We start from the raw sequence: 19,887 nt of genomic DNA, 5'->3' as shown, positions 1-19,887 counted from the left end.
CATCGGGACGGGGTCCGCGCTTGCCCAGCACACCGATCGGGCTGGGCCCGGTCATCACCCGGGGCACCCCACCGCGAACTCGACGAGGGTTGCCGGCCAGCAAGCCGGGGCTTGACGCTGGCGCTCGTGACCTGCCGGCAGCATAGCGGCTGCCGATGCGACCGGACCAGCCGGCGGCAGATCGCTACGCTGACCGCATGGCCGACACCCCGCCCGGTTCACCCCTGCCGTCGTCGCCCGCGCCAGCGGCCCCGTCCGTCGGCGAGGCACCCCGGATGCCGCTGCGCCGACTGGGCTGGCGACGGTTCCTGGCGCTGGCCGGGGTGGTGCTGCTCATCGCCGCCTGCGCGGTGTTCATGGTCTTCACGCTCGGCCAGTCGCTCGGCATACAGGCCCTGCTGATCGGGGTGGCCGCCGCCATCCTGCCGGTGCCGGTGCTGGTCGCCTGCTTCCTCTGGCTGGACCGGTACGAACCGGAGCCGCTGAAATATCTGATCTTCTGCTTCGCCTGGGGAGCGTTCGTCTCCACCGCCGCCTCGCTCACCGTGAACGACTTCGCGGCCAACCGCTTCGAGGACTGGGGTCTGCCGTCCGCGCTCACCGGGGTGCTGGTGGCGCCGTTCATCGAGGAGCTGACCAAGGCGCTCGGCCCGATCCTGCTGCTGGTGTTCCGCCGCCGCGAGTGGTCCGGGATCACCGACGGCCTGGTCTACTGCGGGCTGTCCGCGGTCGGCTTCGCCATGGTGGAGAACATCCTCTACCTGGGCGGGTTGGGCTACGCGTCCGGTGTCGACCGGTACGGCCCGGCCACCGGCATCCAGCAGGTCATCGCGATCTTCATCTTGCGGATCCTGCTGTTCGGGTTCGCCCACCCGCTCTTCACCTCGATGACCGGTGTGGGGCTGGGCATCGCGGCGCGGACGGCCGACCGGCGGGTCCGGGTGCTCGCCCCGATCGGCGGCCTGCTGCTGGCGATGATGTTGCACGGCACGTGGAACCTGCTGCCCACGCTGACCCAGGCCACCGGCCAGGCGTTGATCATGCTGTACGGCTTCCTGGGCCTGATGGTGCCGGTGTTCTTCGGGATGGTGGGGCTGGCGGTGTGGCTGCGCGCCTGGGAGGGGCGGCTCACCGAGCGGACCCTGCCGGACTACGTACGCGCCGGCTGGCTGAGCCCGCCCGAGGTGGCCTCGCTGAGCAGCCTCGGCCGCCGGCACGCGGCCCGCAGATGGGCCAAGCGGGTCGCCGGCGACGCCGGGGTGCGCGCCATGCGCGGCTACCAGTCCGCCGCCACCCGGCTGGCCCTGCTGCGCGACGGCACGCTGCGCGGCCTGGACCGCAAGCCCGCCGACCAGGACCGGAGCGCGCGAGAGGAGCGGGAGTTGCTGGACGCGATCACCGCGTACCGGTCGTTCTTCGTCGGCCGGGACCCGCAGGCCCCGACCGGGGTCTGGGACGGCAGCCGCTACCACCTGCGCTTCCCGGACGGTACGCAGCGCCCGGTGGACGCGCCGGACGAGCCGGTGGTGCCGATTCCGGTGGTGCTGGCCCCTGCTGCGCCTCCGGTGGGCTACGCCCCGTCCGGCTGGCCCGCCCTGCGACCGCCCGCGCCCTGGCCGCCGAATCACCCCTGACGGCCGGTGCCCCGGCCGGCGGCCCAGCTCAGGTCATCAGGGTGGTGAGGAAGTCACCGAAACCCTGGAACATCGCGATCAGCGCTGCCCCGATCGCCTTGAACATCTGTGCGGCGCCGTCCGGCCGGAAGGCCACGAAGTAGATCAGGAACGCGACGCTGCCCCAGGTCAACAACTTCTTAACGAATACCGGCATCGTCCCTCCCCAGGGCCACGGTCGCCGGATGGCTTCCCGTCGTGCGGCCGGGCAAACGGCGCGCGGCGGGGCGTGGTGGCCCGGGGAGGTGCGTCAGAGGTAGAGGCCGGTGGGGTCGTTCTCGATCCGCTCGGCGGCCACGGCGTGCACGTCCCGCTCGCGCAGCAGTACGTACCCGCGGCCGTGCAGCTCGACCTCGGAGCGGTCGTCCGGGTCGAAGAGCACCCGGTCGCCGGAGACGATGGCGCGGACGTTCGGGCCCACCCCCACGGCGGTGGCCCAGGCGAGGCGCTTGCCGACCTGGGCGGTCGCCGGGATGACGATGCCCGCGGTGGAGCGACGTTCGCCCTCGCTGCCCTCCATCCGCACCAGCACCCGGTCGTGCAGCAGGCGGATCGGCAGGCCAGCGTCGAGATCGTTGTCGACGGTCACGCCGCAGACGCTACCGTGTGGCCGACGGCCGGCCGCCGGTGGTTACGCCTGTGGTGGCGGGGGCAATGTGTGGCGGAACTGCCCTACGGTGTCGGCAACGGACGTATGCTGTCCGACCTGTCGCCGTGGGCGGACCGATTTCTTCTGCCAGGAGGTGCGCTTGAGCCGCTTCGAGCGGGTACGCGGGCGGCTGCGCCGCGCCTACCAGTCACGACAGGAGTCGGCGCGCTCCGACGAGGGCAGCACGAGCGAGGAGTTGAGCGGCGTGTCGGACGCCGCCCGGGTGGCGTCGCCGGCCGTTCCGGGGCCGACCGCGCCGCCGAGCGCCTCGGTCTTCGGCGCGGAACCTCCGGTGGACCTACACAGCTCGACCTCCAGCCGGGATGACGCCGACGTCCCGCACGGACTGCGGATCGCCGCCGCGTGGTGCTGGCGCCTGATCGTGATCGGCGTGGTGGCCTGGGCCCTGCTCCGGATCGTCGGCACGATCAAGATCGTGATCATCCCGTTGGCCATCGCTCTGCTGCTCTCCGCGCTGCTCGCGCCGGCGGTGGGGTGGCTGCTGCGGGCCCGACTGCCGCGGTCGCTGGCGACGGCGGTGGTGCTGGTCGGCGGCCTGGCCGCGGTGATCGGCACGCTGACGCTGGTGGTAAACGAGTTCATCCGCGGTGTGCCGGAGCTCAGCGAGAAGTCCTCGGAGGGCGTGCGGCAGATCCAGGACTGGCTGAAGACGGGCCCGCTGCACCTCTCCGACGGCCAACTCGACCGCTACATCGACGAGGCGCAGGCCTGGATCAACGACAACACCTCGAAGTTCACCAGCGGCGCGCTGAGCACGGCCGCGACGCTGGCGGAGGTGCTGACCGGCACGCTGCTGGTGCTCTTCGCGACGTTCTTCTTCCTGCGCGACGGCAACCGGATCTGGCGTTTCCTGGTCCGGCTCCTGCCGGTCGCCGCTCGGTGGAAGGTCGACGACGCGGGCCGCGCTTCCTGGCACACGCTCGGCGCCTACGTCCGCGCGACAGTGCTGGTCGCCTTCATCGACGCGGTCGGCATCGGCATCTTCCTGGTCATCTTCGACGTTCCGTTCGCCTTCCCACTGGCTGCGCTGGTCTTCCTCGGCGCGTTCATCCCGATCGTCGGTGCGGCGCTCTCCGGTGGCGTGGCGGTGTTGGTGGCGCTGGTCGACAGCGGCCCGGTCACCGCGTTGATCATCCTGGGTGCGGTGATCGGTGTGCAGCAGATCGAGGGGCACGTGCTCCAGCCGCTGATCATGGGCCGGGCGGTTGCTCTCCACCCGCTCGCCGTGATCATCGGTATCGCCGCCGGTGTCGTACTCGCCGGCATCACCGGCGCCCTGGTCTCCGTGCCGCTCATCGCGGTGCTGAACACCGCGGTCCGCCGGCTCGCCGCCCGAAGGGTCCCGGACACCCCACCCGACGCCGTGGTCGTCGCCTCCCAGGCACCCTGACCTCCCAGGCCGCCGGCGACAAGATCGCGCACGATCATGGAAACAGTGGTCTCCCCGCTCGGGGAGGCCACTGTTTCGTGTTGCAGCGCGATCTTGTCGACGCGGGCTCAGGACTTGGCGAGGCGTTCCAGGGCGCCGCGGGCCACCTCGGGGCGGGTCGTGTACCAGAAAGGCGGCAGCGAGCGGCGCAGGAACGGCCCGTAGCCCCGGGCCGTCTCCAGTCGGGAGTCGAGCACCGCGACCACGCCCCGGTCGCCGGTCGCCCGGATCAGCCGGCCCACACCCTGAGCCAGCCGGACCGCCGCGATCGGCACGCTGACGGCGGAGAAGCCGGACCCGCCGCCGGCGTCCACAGCCGCCGCGCGGGCGGCGGCCAGCGGCTCGTCCGGACGGGGGAAGGGCAGCCGGTCGATGACGACGAGCTGACAGGCGTCACCCGGCACGTCCACCCCCTGCCACAGCGACATCACCCCGAACAAGCAGCTCGCCCGCTCCTCCCGGAACCGGCGGACCAGCAGGGGCAGGGCCTCCTCGCCCTGGAGCAGCACCGGCAGGTCGGTCCGCGCGCGCAGCAGCTCCGCCGCCTGCTGCGCGGCCCGCCGGGAGGAGAAGAGCCCGAGAGTACGACCACCGAGTGCTTCGACGAGCCCGAGCAACTCCTCCCCGGCAGCCTCGGGCAGCCCGGAGACGCTGGGGCGGGGCAGGTGCGCGGCGACGTACAGGATGCCCTGCCGGGCGTAGTCGAACGGCGACCCGACGTCGAGTGACCGCCAACCGGGGCCCTCGGTGGCCGGTACGACGGCACCGAGGGTGACGTCTCCAGCGAGGCGACGGCCCGGCGCCTCGGCGGCCGGACGGCCCGGGCCGGTGCGGGCGGCCAGCGCGGCCGCGGCGGGAGTCGGCGGGGCGGGCGGCGGCGCATCCAGCCCGAGGGCGCGGGCCACCGTGTCGAACCGGCCGCCCAGCGCCAGGGTCGCCGAGGTGGCGACGACTGTGCGTTCGTCGTACAGGTGGGTGGCGAGGGTGCCGGCCACCGAGAGCGGCGCGACGACCAGCGCCCGGCGGCTGCCGCTGTCGTTCTTCTCCACCCAGGCCACGTCGTGGTCGCCCTCCTCCAGCAGCCGCTGCGCGGTGGTGGAGAGCTCGTCCAGTGCGGCCTTGGCCTGCTGCTTGCGCACCGGGTCGGGATCGTCGGACTTGACGTCGCCGATCGCGTCCAGGGCGGAGCGGGTCGCCGCGTCGAGCAGCGTGCACGCCTCCCGAAGGGGCGTCGGCAGCCCGGCGGTGAGTCGCCCGGCCGGCGCCTCGGCCAGCCCGACCGCGAGGGCGTCACCGGCAGCGGTGAGCGCCTCGGCGGTCTCCGGCCGCAGCAGCGTACGGGCCCGCCGGGTCGTCCGGTCGATCAGCTCGGGCACCAGCTCCGCCTGGGCCGCGGAGGAGACCCGGTCGGCCAACTCGTGCGCCTCGTCGACGATGAGCAGCTTGTGCGGTGGCACGATGTGCCGGTCGGCGAGCATGTCGACAGCGAGCAGGCTGTGGTTGGTCACCACGATGTCGGCCTCGCGGGCACGGGCCCGGGACGCCTCGGCGAAGCACTCCTGCCCGAACGGGCACCGGGTCGCGCCGACGCACTCGCGGGCCGGCATGGACACCAGCCGCCAGGCCTGGTCGTCGACGCCTGGGTCCAGCTCGTCGCGGTCGCCGGTGGCGGTCTTCTCGGCCCAGTCACGCAGCCGCTCGATCTGCTTGCCCAGCCGGCCCGCCTCACCGAGCCACTTCGTCCCACCGCCGGGGCGGGCCGCCGGGGCGTCGAAGAGGGTGTCTTCCGGCTCCTCCTCGGTGGAGTTGTCCAGTCGGGCGAGGCAGAGGTAGTGGTGGCGACCCTTGAGCACCGCGAAGGTGGGCCGACGCCCCAGCACCGGCTCGACCGCGTCGGCCAGCCGGGGCAGGTCGTGGTCGACCAGCTGGGACTGCAACGCCAGGGTGGCGGTGGAAACCACCACCGGGCCGTCCACGGTGAGCGCCGGCGCGAGGTAGGCCAGCGACTTGCCGGTGCCGGTGCCGGCCTGCACGAGCAGATGCTCGCCGCCGGCCACGCACTCCTCGATCGCTTCGGTCATCTGCTGCTGGCCGGGGCGTTCCGCGCCGCCGGGCACCGCGCCGACCGCAGCCGCCAGCAGCTCCGTGCCGCTGGGCCGGGCACCCCGCCGGCGGCCCTTGCCGCGGGCCGACGGGGTGGCGGAACCGGTGGCGGTGCGGGGCGGAGTCACCGTGCGACGGTACCCGTCGCCGCCGACACCGGCCGCGCCCATCCGCCGCGTGGCGAGATGCCGGCACGACCGGCCGGTCCGGTCCGTGCCGTCCGGTTACCGCCGCGCTACGACGCGTGGGCAGTATCGGTTAGGGTGCGAATCATGCCGAGCGACATGGTCCGAGTGATCTACCGCAAGTACGACGGCAGCGCCCACCGCGACTACCCGGCCCGTCGGCTCACCGAGGACGATCTCGGCATCTGGCTCGGCGTGCCCGAGGGCACCGCCTCGGTCTACCACGGCCGGCCATCGGTGGAGAAGATCCCGTTCGTGCTGCTGGTGCCACATCGCGCCTGGTGGACGGCCATGTTCAACCCGCCGCCCCGCACCAGCGAGGTCTACTGCGACATCACCACGCCGGCCCACTGGGAATCCGACGACGTCGTGCACATCATCGACCTGGACCTCGACGTGGTCCGGCGTCGGGCCACCGGCCTGGTGGAGCTGCTCGACGAGGACGAGTTCGCCGAGCACCGGGCCCGGTTCGGTTACCCGGACGACGTGGTGGCCGAGGCCGAAGCCGCGGCCCAGCGGCTGCTCGGGTCCCTCGGCGACGGCACCGAGCCGTTCGCCACCGCGTACCGCAAGTGGTTGGCCCTCGTGGTCTGAGGCCGCACCCCCGCTCGGTCGGCTCACCAGCGCGGCGGCCAGGCGTCGTCGTCGCCCAACGGCACCAGGCCGGTCAGTTTCTCGGGGTTGAGCTGGTTGTAGATGGCGGTGATCCGGCCCTGGTCCACGGCGAACGCGGTGACCAGGCGGATCGGCCGCCCGTCGCTGTGCACCGTCTCCATCTGCAGGCCGAGCGCGCCGTCGACCAGAACCGGTCGGGACCGCACGCGGTCGGCGTACCGGCCGGCACGGCCGAACAGGCCGAGCGTGAAGCGACCCACCGCCGCCGCGCCGAGCACCGGCTGCCGGGCCGCGGGGAAGTGCCCGCCGGAGTCGCCGACGAAGACCACCTCCGGCGCGAGCACCCGGAGCAGCTGGTCCAGCTCGCCGGACTCGGTGGCGGCGACGAACGCTTCGAGCACCCGGCGCTGCTCGGCCAGGTCGGCGGTGTGCCGGGGGACGTCCGACGAGGTGATTGCCCGCCGTGCGCGGGAGGCGAGCTGACGGGCGGCCACCTCGGTGGTGCCGAGCGCGTCGGCGACCCGGGCGAACGGCACCGCGAACACGTCGTGCAGCACGAGAGCGACCCGCTGCTCCGGCGCGAGTCGTTCCAGCACCACCAGCAACGCCGCGCCGACCTGGTCGGTGCGGACCGCCCGTTCCGCCGGGTCCGCGGCGTACGCGTCCGACGACGGGCCGCCCACCGCGCTCACCACCGGTTCCGGCAGCCACTGCCCGGGGTACGCCTCCCGCCGCACCCGGGCCGAGCGGAGCACGTCCAGGCAGATCCGGGCGCAGGTGGTGGTCAGCCACGCGGACAGTTCACGGATCTCGGCGCGGGCCGTCGGGTCGGCGAGCGCCCCGGCGTAGCGCAGCCAGGTTTCCTGCACCGCGTCCTCCGCCTCGCTGCGGCTGCCCAGCATCCGGTGGGCCACCACGAGCAGCCGGCCCCGCTCGGCCTCGAACTCCGTCGCCAGGTCCCGCACGACCCACCACCCTCCCGGTCGGCACCGTCCTGGCCTACATCCTCCCGTCGACCGCACGCGCTGGCAGCCCCGCCCGTCACCCGAGGGGTGGCCCTCGACGGGCGGAAGGCCTGGGGGTGGGCGATGATCCGTGGATGAGCGCACCCCAGCAAGGGCAGATCGTGGCACCGGCCGGCGGCTCCGTGCGGGAGCTGCTGCGGGTCACCGCACCGGTGGATCTCGGCGCGATCGACCCCCGTTCCACGCCCGGCCTGCCGGAGACTGTCGGTCGCGGTGAGCGCCGTAAGGCCTGGGCGCGAGAGCAGGTGGAGCTGGTCGGCGGAGAGTTGGGCCGGCAGCAGGAGATGCTCTTCGCGATGGCCAAGACCGGGTCGGAGCAGCCAGCGCACCGGGTGCTGCTGGTGCTCCAGGCGATGGACTGCGGTGGCAAGGACGGCACGATCAAGCGGGTGGCCGGTGCGATGAACCCGCTGGGTCTGCACATCCGCTCGTTCGGGCCGCCGACCCGGCAGGAGTTGCGGCACGACTTCCTCTGGCGGATCCGGAGGGAGCTGCCGCCGGCGGGGTACGTGGGGATGTTCAACCGCTCGCACTACGAGGACGTGTTGATCGCCCGGGTCGGCGGGCTGGTGCCGGAGGCGACCTGGCGGGCCCGCTATGACGCGATCAACTCGTTCGAGCGGGAGCTGACCGAGGGTGGGATGACAGTGGTCAAGGTGATGCTGCACATCTCGTACGAGGAGCAGGGCAACCGCCTGCTGGAACGGCTCACCGACCCGCAGAAGCACTGGAAGTACAACCCCTCCGACATCGACTCCCGGGGGCACTGGGACGACTACCAGGCCGCGTACGCCGAGGCCCTCAGCCGGTGCGCGACGGACGCCGCGCCCTGGTTCGTGGTGCCGGCGGACCGCAAGTGGTATCGGGACTGGGCGGTGGCCCATCTGCTGCGTGAGACGTTCGACACGCTTGATCTGGGGTATCCGGCTGCCGATTTCGACGTGGCTCAAGAGCGGGAACGGTTGCTTGCTGGGGGACCGGGTGCGGGTGGGACGGCCGAGATGAACAGCAGGTGAACGAGCGGTGAATGACGCTTGGCCAGGGGTGGGCCGGCGAATTCGCGGTTCTGTCGGCTCCTAGCATTCACCGAGCGGACGCTCTTCGGGCGCCGCCACCCTTCCACCGACGCGACGAGGTCTGTGCTGTGAAGTTTTCCTTCCGCCCCACCGAGGGCGCCTTCTACGAGCTCTTCACCAGGGCCGCGCAGAACCTGGTCCGGGGCACCGCGCTGCTCAACGAGCTGGCCCTGCCCGGTGTCGACGTGCAGTCCGTGAGCGAGCGGCTGACCGAGGTCGAGCACGACAGCGACCAGATCACCCACGACCTGTACAAGAAGATCAACTCGACCTTCATCACGCCGTTCGACCGGGAGGACATCTACCGGCTCGGCTCGCTGCTGGACGACGTGATGGACCACCTGGAGGCCGTCGGTGACCTGCTCTACCTGTACGGGCTGACCGAGCTGCCGGCGCTGCCCCGTGAGCTGCACGAGATGGTGAACGTGCTCGACCAGCAGGCCAAGCTGACCGCCGACGCGATGCCCCGGCTGAAGTCGATGAAGGATCTTGAGGACTACTGGATCGAGTGCAACCGGCTGGAGAACGAGGGCGACCGGATCAACCGGCAGCTGCTCGTCCGCCTCTTCTCCGGCGAGTACGACGCGTTGACGGTGCTGAAGATGAAGGAGGTCGCCGACGAGCTGGAGGCCGCCTGCGACGCCTTCGAGCACGTGGCGAACACCGTCGAGACCATCGCCGTCAAGGAGTCCTGAGCCGGTGTCCCCTGAACTCATCGCCGTGCTGGCGGTGATCGCGGTGGCCCTGGCGTTCGACTACACCAACGGCTTCCACGACGCCGCCAACGCGATCGCAACAAGCGTCTCCACCCGGGCGCTGACACCCCGGATCGCCCTCGGCCTCGCCGCGGTCGGCAACTTCGTCGGCGCGCACTTCGGCGCCGGGGTGGCCAAGACCGTCGGCGACGGTCTGGTCACGCTCCCCACCGGGGTTGCCAGCCTCGGTGTGGTCTTCGCCGGTGTGCTCGGCGCCATCGCCTGGAACCTGATCACCTGGTACTTCGGTCTGCCCTCGTCGTCCTCGCACGCGCTCTTCGGCGGTCTGGTCGGCGCGACCCTGCTGTCCACCGGCGGCATCGTGCAGTGGGTCACCATCGGCGAGAAGGTCATCCTGCCGATGATCCTGTCGCCGATCGTCGGTCTCACCCTCGGCTACGTGCTGATGCTGGCCATCCTCTGGCTGTTCCGCAAGGGGCAGCCGGGCAAGCTCAACCGTGGCTTCCGGTGGGCCCAGACCGTCTCGGCAGCCGCCATGTCGGTCGGTCACGGCATGCAGGACGCCGCGAAGACCATGGGCATCGTGGTTCTCGCCCTGTACACGGGCGGTTTCCAGGACGACAAGACGCACATCCCCGGCTGGGTGTTCTGGACCTCGGCCACGATGCTCGCCCTGGGTACCTACGCCGGCGGTTGGCGGATCATCCGCACCCTCGGTCGTAAGATCATCGACCTGGGTCCGCCGGAGGGCTTCGCCGCCGAGACGGTGGCGAGCGCGGTGCTCTACTTCAACGCCCTGGTGCTGAAGGCCCCGATCTCGACCACCCACACCATCACCTCGGCGATCATGGGTGTGGGCGCGACCAAGCGGCTCTCCGCGGTCCGCTGGAACGTCGCCGGCAACATCGTGCTCGCCTGGATCGTCACGTTCCCGGCCGCCGCGCTGATCGCGTGCGTCACCTACCTGCTGGTCCGGCCGCTCTTCGGCTGACCCGGCCCGGGCCCCTTGTCGACGCCTCGCGCGTCAACAAGGGGCCCGTTCCGTCAGACGTAGCGCACGCCGATCTGCTCGCGGACCGTGTCCAGCAGCGCCATCACCTCAAGGGTCGTGGAATGCGGCACCACCGGGCTCTCGGTCAGGCCGGCGGCCAGGCAGCGCTGCACCTCGATCGCCTCGTACTGGTAGCCGTTGCCGGCCCCGTCGGCGACGATCGTCTCCGGCTCCGCGCCGGCCCGGTGCACTGTCACGGAACCGGGCCGGAAGAACGGCTCCGGCAGGTCGATCCGCCCAATGGTGCCGGTGATCGAGGCAGTCTGCCCGCTCAACCCGACCATGCCGCAGCTCAGGGTCGCCAAGGCTCCGGTGTCATAGCCGAACAGCATGCCGGTGTTCTCGTCCGTCCCCTCCGGGCCGAGCTGCGCCCAGGAGCGGATGTGCTGCGGCACGCCCAGCAGCAGGTGGGCCAGGCTGATCGGGTAGATCCCCAGGTCGAGCAGGGCGCCCCCGCCCAGCGCCGCGTTGCGCATCCGGTGCTCCGGCGGGAACGGTCCGGCCACCCCGAAGTCGGCCCGGACGCCGGTCACCGTGCCGATCGCCCCGTCCGCGATCAGCTCGACCACCCGCAGGATCATCGGATTCAGCCGCATCCACATGGCCTCCATCAGGAAGACCCCGGAGGCGCGGGCGGTGTCCACCAGCTCGGTGCTGGTGGCCAGGTCGAGGGTGAACGGCTTCTCCAACAACACCGCGCGCCCGGCGGTCAGGCAGGTCATAGCCGCCTCGTAGTGCGCGGAGTGCGGGGTAGCCACGTAGATCGCGTCGATCTCCGGGTCGGCGGCCAGCTCCACCCAGGAGCCGTACGCGCGCTTCGCGCCGTAGGTGTCGGCGAAGCGCTGCGCGCTCTCCGCGGCGCGGGAGCCGACCGCGACAAGCTCGGCGTCCGGCACCAGCCGGAGGTCTTCGGCGAAACGGCTGGCGATGTGGCCGGTGGCCAGGATGCCCCAACGAGTCATGTCGGGCACGCTAGCCCAGCCAGGTGAACCACCCGCCGCCCGGCCCGATGACCGATGGCGCGTCCGCCAAACCTCTGCCGCATCGCGGTGCCTGGCACACCAACCAGCCCCGCCGGTCGGGGAACTAGGCTCGCGGCATGACGATCGACAGCGCTGGCTTCGCCGCCCCGGCCGCACTGGTCGAGCACGCCCGCCGGTTCCAGGCCGAGGGTGGCACCCCGGCGACGCCGCGGGTCGCGGCCACCGTGTTGCTGCTGCGTCCGACCGACGCCGACTTCGAGGTGTACGTCATCCGCCGGGTCGCCGCCATGACCTTCGGCGGGATGTACGCCTTCCCCGGCGGCGGGGTGGACCGCTCCGACTCCGAGGCACACCTGGACTGGGCCGGACCGGCACCCACTGAGTGGGCCGGGCGACTCGGGGTGGCCCCGGACGCCGCCCAGGCGGTGGTCTGCGCCGCCGCCCGGGAGGTCTTCGAGGAGGCGGGCGTGCTGCTCGCCGGCCCGGACCGCGAGACCGTGGTGGGCGACGTCAGCGGCGACGACTGGGAGGCCGCCCGGCAGGACCTGGAGGGGCGCCGGCTGGGCTTCGCCGCGCTGCTCGCCGAGCGTCAACTCACCCTGCGGTCGGACCTGCTGTTGCCGTGGAGCCGGTGGATCACTCCCGAGTTCGAGCCGCGCCGTTTCGACACGTACTTCTTCGTCGCCCTGCTGCCGGCGGGGCAGCGGACCCGCGACGTCTCCGGCGAGGCCGACCACACCCTGTGGATCCGGCCGGCGGACGCGCTGGCCCGGGCCCAGGCCGGGGAACTGACCATGCTGCCGCCGACCCTGGTCACGCTGGCGCAGGTTGCGGCGGCCGGCGACCTGGCCGGAGTGGCGCGAGCGGCGGCGGAACGGGACGCGGCCACCCCGGTCACCCCGCGCCTGGACCTGCCCCCGAACGGCGAACCCCGCTTCGTCCTGAGCTGACCCGCTGCCGGCGGCGCGCGTGTCCGACGCGCACCGTCAAGATCCGCGCAACTTCAGGGATACTGCTGCCTCGGGCGTGCGGGAGGCAGCAGTATCCGGGTAGTTGCGCGGATCTTGGCCGCGGTCTGGGTAGGGGTATGCGGCTCAGCCGAAGCGGCCCGTGATGTAGTCCTCGGTCTTCTTCACGCTCGGGTTGCTGAAGATCTTCTGGGTGTTGTCGTACTCGATCAGCCGACCCGGGTCGCCGGTCTTCTCGATCGAGAAGAAGGCCGTCCGGTCCGACACCCGCGCGGCCTGCTGCATGTTGTGCGTCACGATGATGATCGTGAACTTGTCCTTGAGCTGGAACATCAGGTCCTCGATTGCCAGCGTGGAGATCGGGTCCAGGGCCGAGCACGGCTCGTCCATCAGGACGACCTGCGGCTCGACCGCGATGGTCCGGGCGATGCAGAGCCGCTGCTGCTGACCGCCGGAGAGGCCCGCGCCGGGCTTACCCAGCCGGTCCTTGACCTCGTCCCACAGGTTCGCCGAGCGCAGCGCCTTCTCGGCCGCGTCCTCCAGGATCGACTTCTTGCGGACCCCGTTGAGCTTCAGCCCGGCCACCACGTTCTCGAAGATGCTCATGGTGGGGAACGGGTTCGGCCGCTGGAAGACCATGCCGATCGTGCGCCGGACCGCGGTGACGTCCACGTCCCGGTCGTAGATGTCCTGGTCGTCGATGGTCAGGCTGCCCTCGACCCGGGCACCCGGCAGCACCTCGTGCATGCGGTTGATCGACCGCAGGAACGTGGACTTGCCGCAACCGGACGGCCCGATGAGGGCGGTGACCGTCTTCGGCTCGACGGTCAGGTTGATGTTCTCGATCGCCTTGAACCCGCCGTAGTACGCGGTGACGTTCGAGGCTGAGACGCGCTTGGCCATGGTGGTACCTCCGGGGTTCATCGGCTGAGCCGGTTGCGACGGGCCAGCAGCTTCGCCGCGATCGTCAGGATGAGAACGAGGGCGACCAGGGTGAGTGCCGCGGTCCACGCCCGTGCCGGTGCGTACTTCGACGCGTCACCGGCCTGCTGGTAGACGAAGAGGGACAGCGACGACTGGTTGTTCTCGAAGGGATTCGTGTTGATCGCGGCGCCGCCGCCGGCGACCAGCAGCACGGGCGCGGTCTCGCCGGCAGCGCGGGCGATGGCGAGCATGACGCCGGTGACGATGCCGGGCAGTGCCGTCGGCACCACCACGCGCAGGATGGTCTTCCATTTGGGTACGCCGAGCGCGTACGCGCCCTCGCGCAGTGGCGCCGGGACGAGGCGGAGCATCTCCTCGGTCGACCGGACGATGGTGGGCAGCATGAGCACGCTCAGCGCGAGCGCGGCGGCGAAGCCGGAGAAGCTCGGCCGGCCGTCGTTGAACCACGGCGACACGACCAGCACCCAGAACGCCAGCACGAAGAGGCCGGAGACGATCGACGGGATGCCGGTCATCACGTCCACGAAGAACCGGATCGCGAAGGCGAACTTGCCCCGGCCGTACTCGACGATGTAGATCGCGCAGAGGACGCCGAGCGGGACGGTGATCACTGTGGCGATGCCGACCTGCTCCAGCGTGCCGACGATGGCGTGGTACGCGCCGCCGTTGGCGTCCCGGGCCCCGATGTTGTTCATCGAGGTCTGGAAGAAGTTGGCGTCGAACCGCTCGGCGCCCTTGCTGACCAGCGTCCAGACCACCGAGACGAGCGGCAGCACCGCCAGCACGAAGGCGGAGTGGATCAGTGCGCTCCAGGTGCGGTTGCGCGCCGACCGGCGCCCCTCGACCGTGTTGGCGGCGGCGAAGAGCCCAACCAGGTAGAGGATCGCGCCGAGGACGACCACGAGGACCGGGCCGCCGATGTCGGTGCCGTAGACGATCACGGCGGAGAGCACCAGGGCTGCCACGGCGATGGCCGGGGCGGCGTACCGGGGTAGCCGCCTGGCCCGCAGCGAGGCGGGCTGGGCCGGCGGCCGGGTGCGGTGGGAGGTGACGGTTGTGGTCATGCGGCCGACTCCGTGAACTCCCGGCGGCGGTAGATGATCGCCCGCGCCGTGATGTTGACGATCAGCGTGATGGTGAACAGCACCAGACCGGAGGCGATGAGCGCGCCCCGGCCGGTCTCGTTCGCCTCGCCGAACGCGTTGGCGATGTTGGCGGCGATGGTGTTGCCGCCGTTCTGGATCAGGTTGAACGAGATGCCGAAGGTGATGCCGAGGGTCAGCGCCAGGGCGATGGTCTCGCCGAGCGCCCGGCCGAGGCCGAGCATCACCGCGGCGATGATGCCCGGGCGGCCGTAGGGCAGGACCGCGGTGCGGAGCATCTCCCAGCGGGTGGCGCCCAGGGCGAGGGCGGCCTCCTCGTTCGCGGTCGGCGTCTGGAGGAACACCTCGCGGGAGAGCGAGGTGATGATCGGCAGCACCATGATCGCGAGTACCAGGGCACCCAGCATGATCGACTTACCGAACGGGCCGTCACCGCCGAAGATCGGGATCCAGCCGAAGTACTCGTTCAGCCAGACGGAGAAGTCCCGGACCGGGTTGATGAAGATGTCCCGCCCCCAGAGGCCGAACACCACGCTCGGCACGGCGGCGAGGAGGTCGACCAGGAAGCCGAGCGCGGTGCCCAGCCGGCGGGGTGCGTAGTGCGAGAGGTAGAGCGCGATGCCCAACGCCACCGGCACCGCCATGAGCAGCGCCAGCGCCGAGCTGAGCACGGTGCCGAAGGCGAGTGTGCCGATGCCGAACTTCGGCTGCGTCTCGTTGGGAGACCAGCCCTCGTAGGACCAGAAGTTCTCGGTGTTGGCGCGGAGGGCCGGCACCGCCTTGGCGACCAGGAAGATCGCGATGGCGGCGATGATGACCAGAACGGCGGTGCCGGCGGCCAGTGTGAGACCGCGGAAGGCCCGCTCGGCGCCGAACTTGCGGCTGCGCGGCAGTGCGCCGCCGCCGCCCAGTCCGGTGCCGCCCGGGGAACGGGTGCTGACTGGTGCCTCGGCCACACGCGCCGAGGCACCGGCGGGCCACTCGTGACTCTGGGTCACGCGCGTCCCGCCGGTGCCGGCGTCGGCCGAGCGGTGAGGGGTTTCACCCATCTGCTCGCTCGATTCGGTTGCGGAGGTGGTGGGGTCGGGTCAGGAGAGGTTCTTGACCGCGGTCTCGACCTTGGTGCGGACCGTCTCGGGCAGCGGGGCGTAGCCCAGGTCAGTCAGCGAGGTCTGGCCCTCGGCGCTGGCGGCGTAGCCCAGCAGACCCTTGACCAGCTTCAACTTGTCGGCCGCGAGGCCCTTGCTGCAGACGATCTCGTACGTCGCCAGGACGATGGGGTAGGCCCCGGCCTCCTTGGTGTTGTAGTCGATCTTCAGCTTGAGGTCGTCGCCCTGGCCGTCGATCGCCGCGCCGGCGATGGTCTTGCCGGCCGCCTCGGCGGTCAGCGCGGCGAACTCGCCCGCGCCGTTACCGATCTTGGCCATCCTCAGGCCGGCGTTCTCGGCGAACGACCACTCCATGTAGCCGATGGAGCCGTCGGCGCCCTTGACCGAGCTGGCCACGCCGTCCGAACCCTTGGCGCCGGTGCCGCCCGGGGCCTTCCACGCCTTGGCCTTGCCGAGGGTCCAGTCGGTCTCAGCGGTCTTCGACAGGTAGTTGGTGAAGTTGTCGGTGGTGCCCGACTCGTCCGAGCGGTGGACGGTCTGGATGGTGGTCGACGGGAGCTTGGCGTCCGGGTTGTCGCCCTTGATCGCCGCGTCGTCCCACTTGGTGACCTTGCCGGCGAAGATCTTCGCCAGGGTGGCCGGCTTGAGCTGGAGGTTGTCCACGCCGCTGACGTTGTAGGCGACGGCAACCGGGCCGATCACCATCGGCAGGTGGATGGCCTTGCCACCGACGCACTTGGCGTCGGCCTGCGGCTGCTCCTCCGGCTTGAGCGCGGAGTCGGAGCCGGCGAAGTCGGCGGTGCCGGCGATGAACGCCTGGATGCCGGCGCCCGAGCCGGTGGGCTCGTAGTTGATCGTGGTGCCCTGGCACTTCTGCTGGTACGCCTTGATCCACTCGGCCATGGCGTTCTTCTGCGCCGACGAGCCCTGGGCGTTCAGCGTTCCGGTAGCGCAGTCGACCGCGGCGGTCGAGCCCGAAGCGCTGGCGCCGGAGGCGGGCTCGTTGTTGTCCGAGCCGCATGCACTGAGGCCGAGCGTCGCGGCAAGGGCGAGGCAGGCAATAGTGCCGTACCGCTGGAGCTTCACCTGAGGGGTTTCCCTTCGCGTCTGACTTGGCGCCCCGATCCCGGGGGCCGAGGACCGGCACTGACCGGCTGACACGAAAGTTAGAAGTGCCAGGTAGCCGGTTCGCCGGTCACAAGTGAACGCAGGGTGAACACGTACGGCCCCGGAGGTGACCGCTTGCTGAGGGTGAGTTGTCCGTTAAGTGAACCGGGGTACACCTGTCGGAACTATGGGTATATTTCCGGTTCGGCGTTATGCCGCCGACGCCCGGTCGTTACCCTCCGGTGACCGCGGTCAGCCCAGGTGATAGTTGATGTGCGCGGACCAGCGGGCGAAACCCAGCCGTTCGTAGAGCGCCACCGCCCCGGTGTTCGACTCGTCCACGTAGAGCATCACCCGGTCCAGGCCGCGCTTGTCCCGCAGGTACGCCAGCCCGGCGGTGGTCAGCGCCCGGCCGAGCCCACCGCCGTGGGCGGTCGGCTCCACTCCCAGGACGTACACCTCGCCGATCCGGGCCGAACCGGGGCGCTCGTGCACCTTGGTCCAGTGGAAGCCGAGCAGCCGCCCGGTCGAGGTCTCCTCGGCGAGCAGGAAGCCGGCCGGGTCGAACCACGGCTCGGCAAGGCGGGCCGCCAGGTCGTCCGAGGTCCACCGGCCCTGCTCGGGGTGCTCGGCGAAGGCGCGCGCGTTGAGACTGAGCCAGGTCGCGTCGTCCGCACCGGGTTGGAACGCGCGCAGCGCCACCCCGTCGGGCAGGCGCGGCTCGCCGAGCGGGGCGGCCAGTGGCCGACGCAACTGCCAGAGCACCCGCGCCCGGGTGAACCCGAGATCGACGCCGAGCGCGGCGGCGGACGGGTGGTCGCCGTGCGCCCACGCCCGCAGTGGCCCGGTGGCCGAGGCGAGCACGCCCCGGGCCAGTGCGCGGCCGGTGCCTCGCCGCCGGTACGCGGGGTGCACCACCAGCTCGACGCCGATGCCACCGACGGGGTCGGTCGTGTCCAGGTGCGCGTACCCGGTCAGGGTTCCGTCGTCGGCGCGGGCGATCAGGTGCACGGCCGGGGCGTCCGGGTCGCGCAGTCGGAGCAGGACGTGCTCGTCGAGCGGGTCGGCGCCGTCGGTGTCGCCCGCGGAGCTGGCGAGGGCCAGCACGTCGGCGATGTCCGCCGGTGCCAGTCGGTCGGTCCGGGTCACCTGGTCGCTGGTCGGCTCCGCGCTGCTCATCCCGTCACCGTATCCGTTGCGTGTCGTGACGCCCGGTCCGTCGCCGAGCGAAAGCTGTGACTCAGGTCGGGTCGGTGGGCAGGGCCTCCAGGTCGAACCGCGCGGTCAGGTCGGGCAGGATCCGGCGCAACGCGTCCACGGTGCCCTGCCGGTCCCCGCCGGCGTCGTGCAGCAGCACCACCGAGCCCGGTTCGGCCTGGCTCAGCACCGTCGCGGTGATCTTGGCGGCACCGGGTAGATCCCAGTCCGACGGGTCGACCGACCAGTGCAGCGGGGTCATGCCGAGCTGGCGCGCCACCGACACCACCGGGTACGTCCAGGCGCCGCCCGGCTGCCGGTACCAGACGATCGGCGCGTTCGGCACGGCCGCCCTGATCGCCTCGTTCGTGCGCAGGAGATCGGCCCGGATCGCGTCGGCCGACCGGGCGCCCAGGCCGACGTCGTGGTGCCAGGAGTGGTTGCACAGGGTGTGGCCGTCGCCCACGATCGCCTGGACCAGGTCGGGGTGGTTCTGAGCGTTCTCGCCGACCACGCAGAACGTCGCCTTCACATCGAATTCGCGCAGCATGGCGAGGACCTGCGGGGTGTACCGCGGGTCGGGCCCGTCGTCGAAGGTCAGCGCGAGCCGTGGGGAGCCGGTGGTGGCGTGCGCGCCGAACAGCTTGTCGCCGCCGCCGTCCCGCTCCGACCCGTCCTGGCCGGCCTCGGTGGGGCCGTTGCTGGGGCCGGGGTTCGGGACGTCGCCCGGCTCGCCGTCGCTGGGCTGGTCGGCGTAGTGCGGCCCGTCGGCGTGCGCGGTGACATCGGTGGGATGCCGGGGGGTCGGGTCGACGACGAGGCTGCGGCCCAGCGCGTACGCCGAGCCGAGCAGCGCCGCCAACACGAGCGTCACGATTCCCGTCGCCCGCGCGGTCGAACTGACCCGCGTCATGGCTTCCGCCCGGTTTGCCGGCCAGGCCGACCCGTCGCCCCCGTGGTCACTGCGCGCACCGTCGCCCCTTTCTCCGACAAACCCGGCAGTCAGAATAGAACCGCCAAGCCGCGCAAAAAGGGCATATAGGAAAGCTGAGTGACTCGTCGATCAGACGGGCAGGGGCGCGTGCTCCGCCTCGGGCAGGGACCGTGACGGCGGGACGACGAACTTGTAGCCGACCTGGCGGACGGTGCCGATCATCGACTCGTACTCCGAGCCGAGCTTGGCGCGCAGTCGCCGGACGTGCACGTCCACAGTGCGGGTGCCGCCGAAGTAGTCGTAGCCCCACACCTCCCGCAGGAGCTGGTCCCTGGTGAACACCCGCCCCGGGTGCTGGGCCAGGAACTTCAGCAGCTCGAACTCCTTGTAGGTGAGGTCGAGAGGGCGGCCCTTGAGCTTGGCCGCGTACGTGTCGGGGTCGATGGTCAGCTCACCGGCCCGGATCGAGCCGCCGGCGCCGGCGGTCGCGTTGCTCAGGCGGCCGACCGCGAGCCGCAGCCGTGCCTCCACCTCGGCGGGGCCGGCCGAGGCGAGGATGACGTCGTCGACGCCCCAGTCGGCGTTCAGTGCGATCAGGCCGGCCTCGGTCACCACCGCGACCAGCGGCACGCCGAGCCCGGTGGCGTGCAACATCCGGCAGGTCGCCCGGGCCTCGCTCAACTCCGACCTGGCGTCCACCAGCACCGCGTCGGGGCTGGGGCCCGCGACCAGGGTGCGGACGTCACGCGGCGCGGTGCGGACCGAGTGCGGCAACAGGTCGAGTGCCGGCAGCACAGCCGACGGTTCGCCTGCGCGCGCGGTCACCAGCAGCAGGATCTCCACGATCACCTCCGTCCCGGCGGCGCTCGGCCGCACGCGACCAGACACACTCGCGGGGGAGTGTGCTGAGAAATTGCGTGGTCCCGGCGTCGCTGACGGGCGGGGTAACGGGGTTGAGCGTAACCGATCGCCTCGGCCGCGCCGTCTGGCCATTTCCC

General features: G+C 71.5%; 19 protein-coding genes and 1 riboswitch. Of the genes, 7 read left to right on the top strand and 12 right to left on the bottom strand.

From position 1 onward, the window contains the following. Positions 1 to 11: 11 nt before the first annotated feature. A riboswitch (SAM riboswitch) is annotated at positions 12 to 132 on the bottom strand. A gap of 23 nt (positions 133 to 155) precedes the next feature. Then, complete coding sequence (locus tag AC3CF1_RS17035) at positions 156 to 1,634, top strand: PrsW family intramembrane metalloprotease (RefSeq protein ID WP_488450816.1); 1,479 nt, start codon at positions 156 to 158, stop codon at positions 1,632 to 1,634. Between the two features lie 28 nt (positions 1,635 to 1,662). On the opposite strand, the gene AC3CF1_RS17030 is transcribed toward AC3CF1_RS17035, so the two are convergent. Both AC3CF1_RS17030 and AC3CF1_RS17025 read right to left on the bottom strand, forming a co-directional pair. After that, entirely contained in the window at positions 1,663 to 1,830 is a 168-nt protein-coding gene (locus AC3CF1_RS17030) for a hypothetical protein (protein WP_172862117.1), read from the bottom strand. Between the two features lie 93 nt (positions 1,831 to 1,923). Then, on the bottom strand, positions 1,924 to 2,262 hold the full coding sequence (locus AC3CF1_RS17025) for a GroES family chaperonin (protein ID WP_088950411.1): 339 nt from the start codon (positions 2,260 to 2,262) through the stop codon (positions 1,924 to 1,926). A 160-nt stretch (positions 2,263 to 2,422) separates the two neighbouring features. Here AC3CF1_RS17025 and AC3CF1_RS17020 point away from each other — a divergent pair, with 160 nt between their 5' ends. After that, a complete protein-coding gene (locus AC3CF1_RS17020; RefSeq protein WP_327647084.1) occupies positions 2,423 to 3,733 on the top strand; it encodes an AI-2E family transporter in 1,311 nt (436 codons plus the stop codon). A 107-nt stretch (positions 3,734 to 3,840) separates the two neighbouring features. Here the strand turns inward: AC3CF1_RS17020 and AC3CF1_RS17015 are convergent, their stop codons facing one another. Next, positions 3,841 to 6,045, bottom strand: coding sequence for an ATP-dependent DNA helicase (locus AC3CF1_RS17015; RefSeq protein ID WP_488450815.1), 2,205 nt, complete (start codon positions 6,043 to 6,045; stop codon positions 3,841 to 3,843). Positions 6,046 to 6,147: 102 nt separating this feature from the next. On the opposite strand from AC3CF1_RS17015, the gene AC3CF1_RS17010 reads away from it, so the two are divergent. Further along, positions 6,148 to 6,654 (top strand): DUF402 domain-containing protein, encoded by a 507-nt coding sequence (locus AC3CF1_RS17010; protein ID WP_088950409.1) that lies wholly within the window; start codon positions 6,148 to 6,150, stop codon positions 6,652 to 6,654. Between the two features lie 23 nt (positions 6,655 to 6,677). Here the strand turns inward: AC3CF1_RS17010 and sigJ are convergent, their stop codons facing one another. Further along, on the bottom strand, positions 6,678 to 7,640 hold the full coding sequence (gene sigJ, locus AC3CF1_RS17005) for an RNA polymerase sigma factor SigJ (RefSeq protein ID WP_488450814.1): 963 nt from the start codon (positions 7,638 to 7,640) through the stop codon (positions 6,678 to 6,680). Between the two features lie 134 nt (positions 7,641 to 7,774). On the opposite strand from sigJ, the gene AC3CF1_RS17000 reads away from it, so the two are divergent. The 3 genes from AC3CF1_RS17000 (at position 7,775) to AC3CF1_RS16990 (ending at position 10,483) form a co-directional block, all read left to right on the top strand. Further along, positions 7,775 to 8,716, top strand: coding sequence for a PPK2 family polyphosphate kinase (locus AC3CF1_RS17000; protein ID WP_099848938.1), 942 nt, complete (start codon positions 7,775 to 7,777; stop codon positions 8,714 to 8,716). Positions 8,717 to 8,844: 128 nt separating this feature from the next. Further along, the gene (locus tag AC3CF1_RS16995; protein ID WP_053655020.1) at positions 8,845 to 9,471 is read left to right on the top strand and encodes a DUF47 domain-containing protein; all 627 of its coding nucleotides are present in this window, start codon (positions 8,845 to 8,847) and stop codon (positions 9,469 to 9,471) included. Between the two features lie 4 nt (positions 9,472 to 9,475). Beyond that, complete coding sequence (locus AC3CF1_RS16990) at positions 9,476 to 10,483, top strand: inorganic phosphate transporter (RefSeq protein WP_088950406.1); 1,008 nt, start codon at positions 9,476 to 9,478, stop codon at positions 10,481 to 10,483. Positions 10,484 to 10,536: 53 nt separating this feature from the next. On the opposite strand, the gene AC3CF1_RS16985 is transcribed toward AC3CF1_RS16990, so the two are convergent. Beyond that, on the bottom strand, positions 10,537 to 11,505 hold the full coding sequence (locus AC3CF1_RS16985; protein ID WP_088950405.1) for a Gfo/Idh/MocA family protein: 969 nt from the start codon (positions 11,503 to 11,505) through the stop codon (positions 10,537 to 10,539). A gap of 137 nt (positions 11,506 to 11,642) precedes the next feature. Between AC3CF1_RS16985 and AC3CF1_RS16980 the strand changes: the two genes are divergently transcribed. Then, the gene (locus AC3CF1_RS16980; RefSeq protein ID WP_354981743.1) at positions 11,643 to 12,476 is read left to right on the top strand and encodes an NUDIX hydrolase; all 834 of its coding nucleotides are present in this window, start codon (positions 11,643 to 11,645) and stop codon (positions 12,474 to 12,476) included. A gap of 144 nt (positions 12,477 to 12,620) precedes the next feature. On the opposite strand, the gene pstB is transcribed toward AC3CF1_RS16980, so the two are convergent. The 7 genes from pstB to AC3CF1_RS16945 form a co-directional block, all read right to left on the bottom strand. Continuing rightward, positions 12,621 to 13,397, bottom strand: a complete 777-nt coding sequence (gene pstB / locus AC3CF1_RS16975) for a phosphate ABC transporter ATP-binding protein PstB (protein WP_099848932.1) — start codon at positions 13,395 to 13,397, stop codon at positions 12,621 to 12,623. Positions 13,398 to 13,414: 17 nt separating this feature from the next. Continuing rightward, positions 13,415 to 14,503, bottom strand: coding sequence for a phosphate ABC transporter permease PstA (pstA, locus tag AC3CF1_RS16970; RefSeq protein ID WP_488450813.1), 1,089 nt, complete (start codon positions 14,501 to 14,503; stop codon positions 13,415 to 13,417). Beyond that, complete coding sequence (gene pstC, locus AC3CF1_RS16965) at positions 14,500 to 15,591, bottom strand: phosphate ABC transporter permease subunit PstC (protein WP_354981741.1); 1,092 nt, start codon at positions 15,589 to 15,591, stop codon at positions 14,500 to 14,502. Before pstC ends, pstA begins: the two co-directional genes overlap by 4 nt. Before the next feature lie 39 nt (positions 15,592 to 15,630). Then, positions 15,631 to 16,737, bottom strand: a complete 1,107-nt coding sequence (gene pstS / locus AC3CF1_RS16960) for a phosphate ABC transporter substrate-binding protein PstS (RefSeq protein WP_488450812.1) — start codon at positions 16,735 to 16,737, stop codon at positions 15,631 to 15,633. Between the two features lie 273 nt (positions 16,738 to 17,010). Next, on the bottom strand, positions 17,011 to 17,937 hold the full coding sequence (gene mshD / locus AC3CF1_RS16955; protein WP_354981740.1) for a mycothiol synthase: 927 nt from the start codon (positions 17,935 to 17,937) through the stop codon (positions 17,011 to 17,013). 61 nt (positions 17,938 to 17,998) lie between these two features. Continuing rightward, positions 17,999 to 18,868, bottom strand: a complete 870-nt coding sequence (locus AC3CF1_RS16950; protein ID WP_488450811.1) for a polysaccharide deacetylase family protein — start codon at positions 18,866 to 18,868, stop codon at positions 17,999 to 18,001. A 150-nt stretch (positions 18,869 to 19,018) separates the two neighbouring features. Then, positions 19,019 to 19,738, bottom strand: coding sequence for a winged helix-turn-helix transcriptional regulator (locus tag AC3CF1_RS16945; RefSeq protein WP_179781168.1), 720 nt, complete (start codon positions 19,736 to 19,738; stop codon positions 19,019 to 19,021). Between the last annotated feature and the right edge of the window lie 149 nt (positions 19,739 to 19,887).

This window comes from Micromonospora sp. MGP-C2, assembly GCF_057766525.1.
Note: the sequence above shows the minus strand (reverse complement) of the source record. Positions and strands in the feature narration are given on the sequence as shown.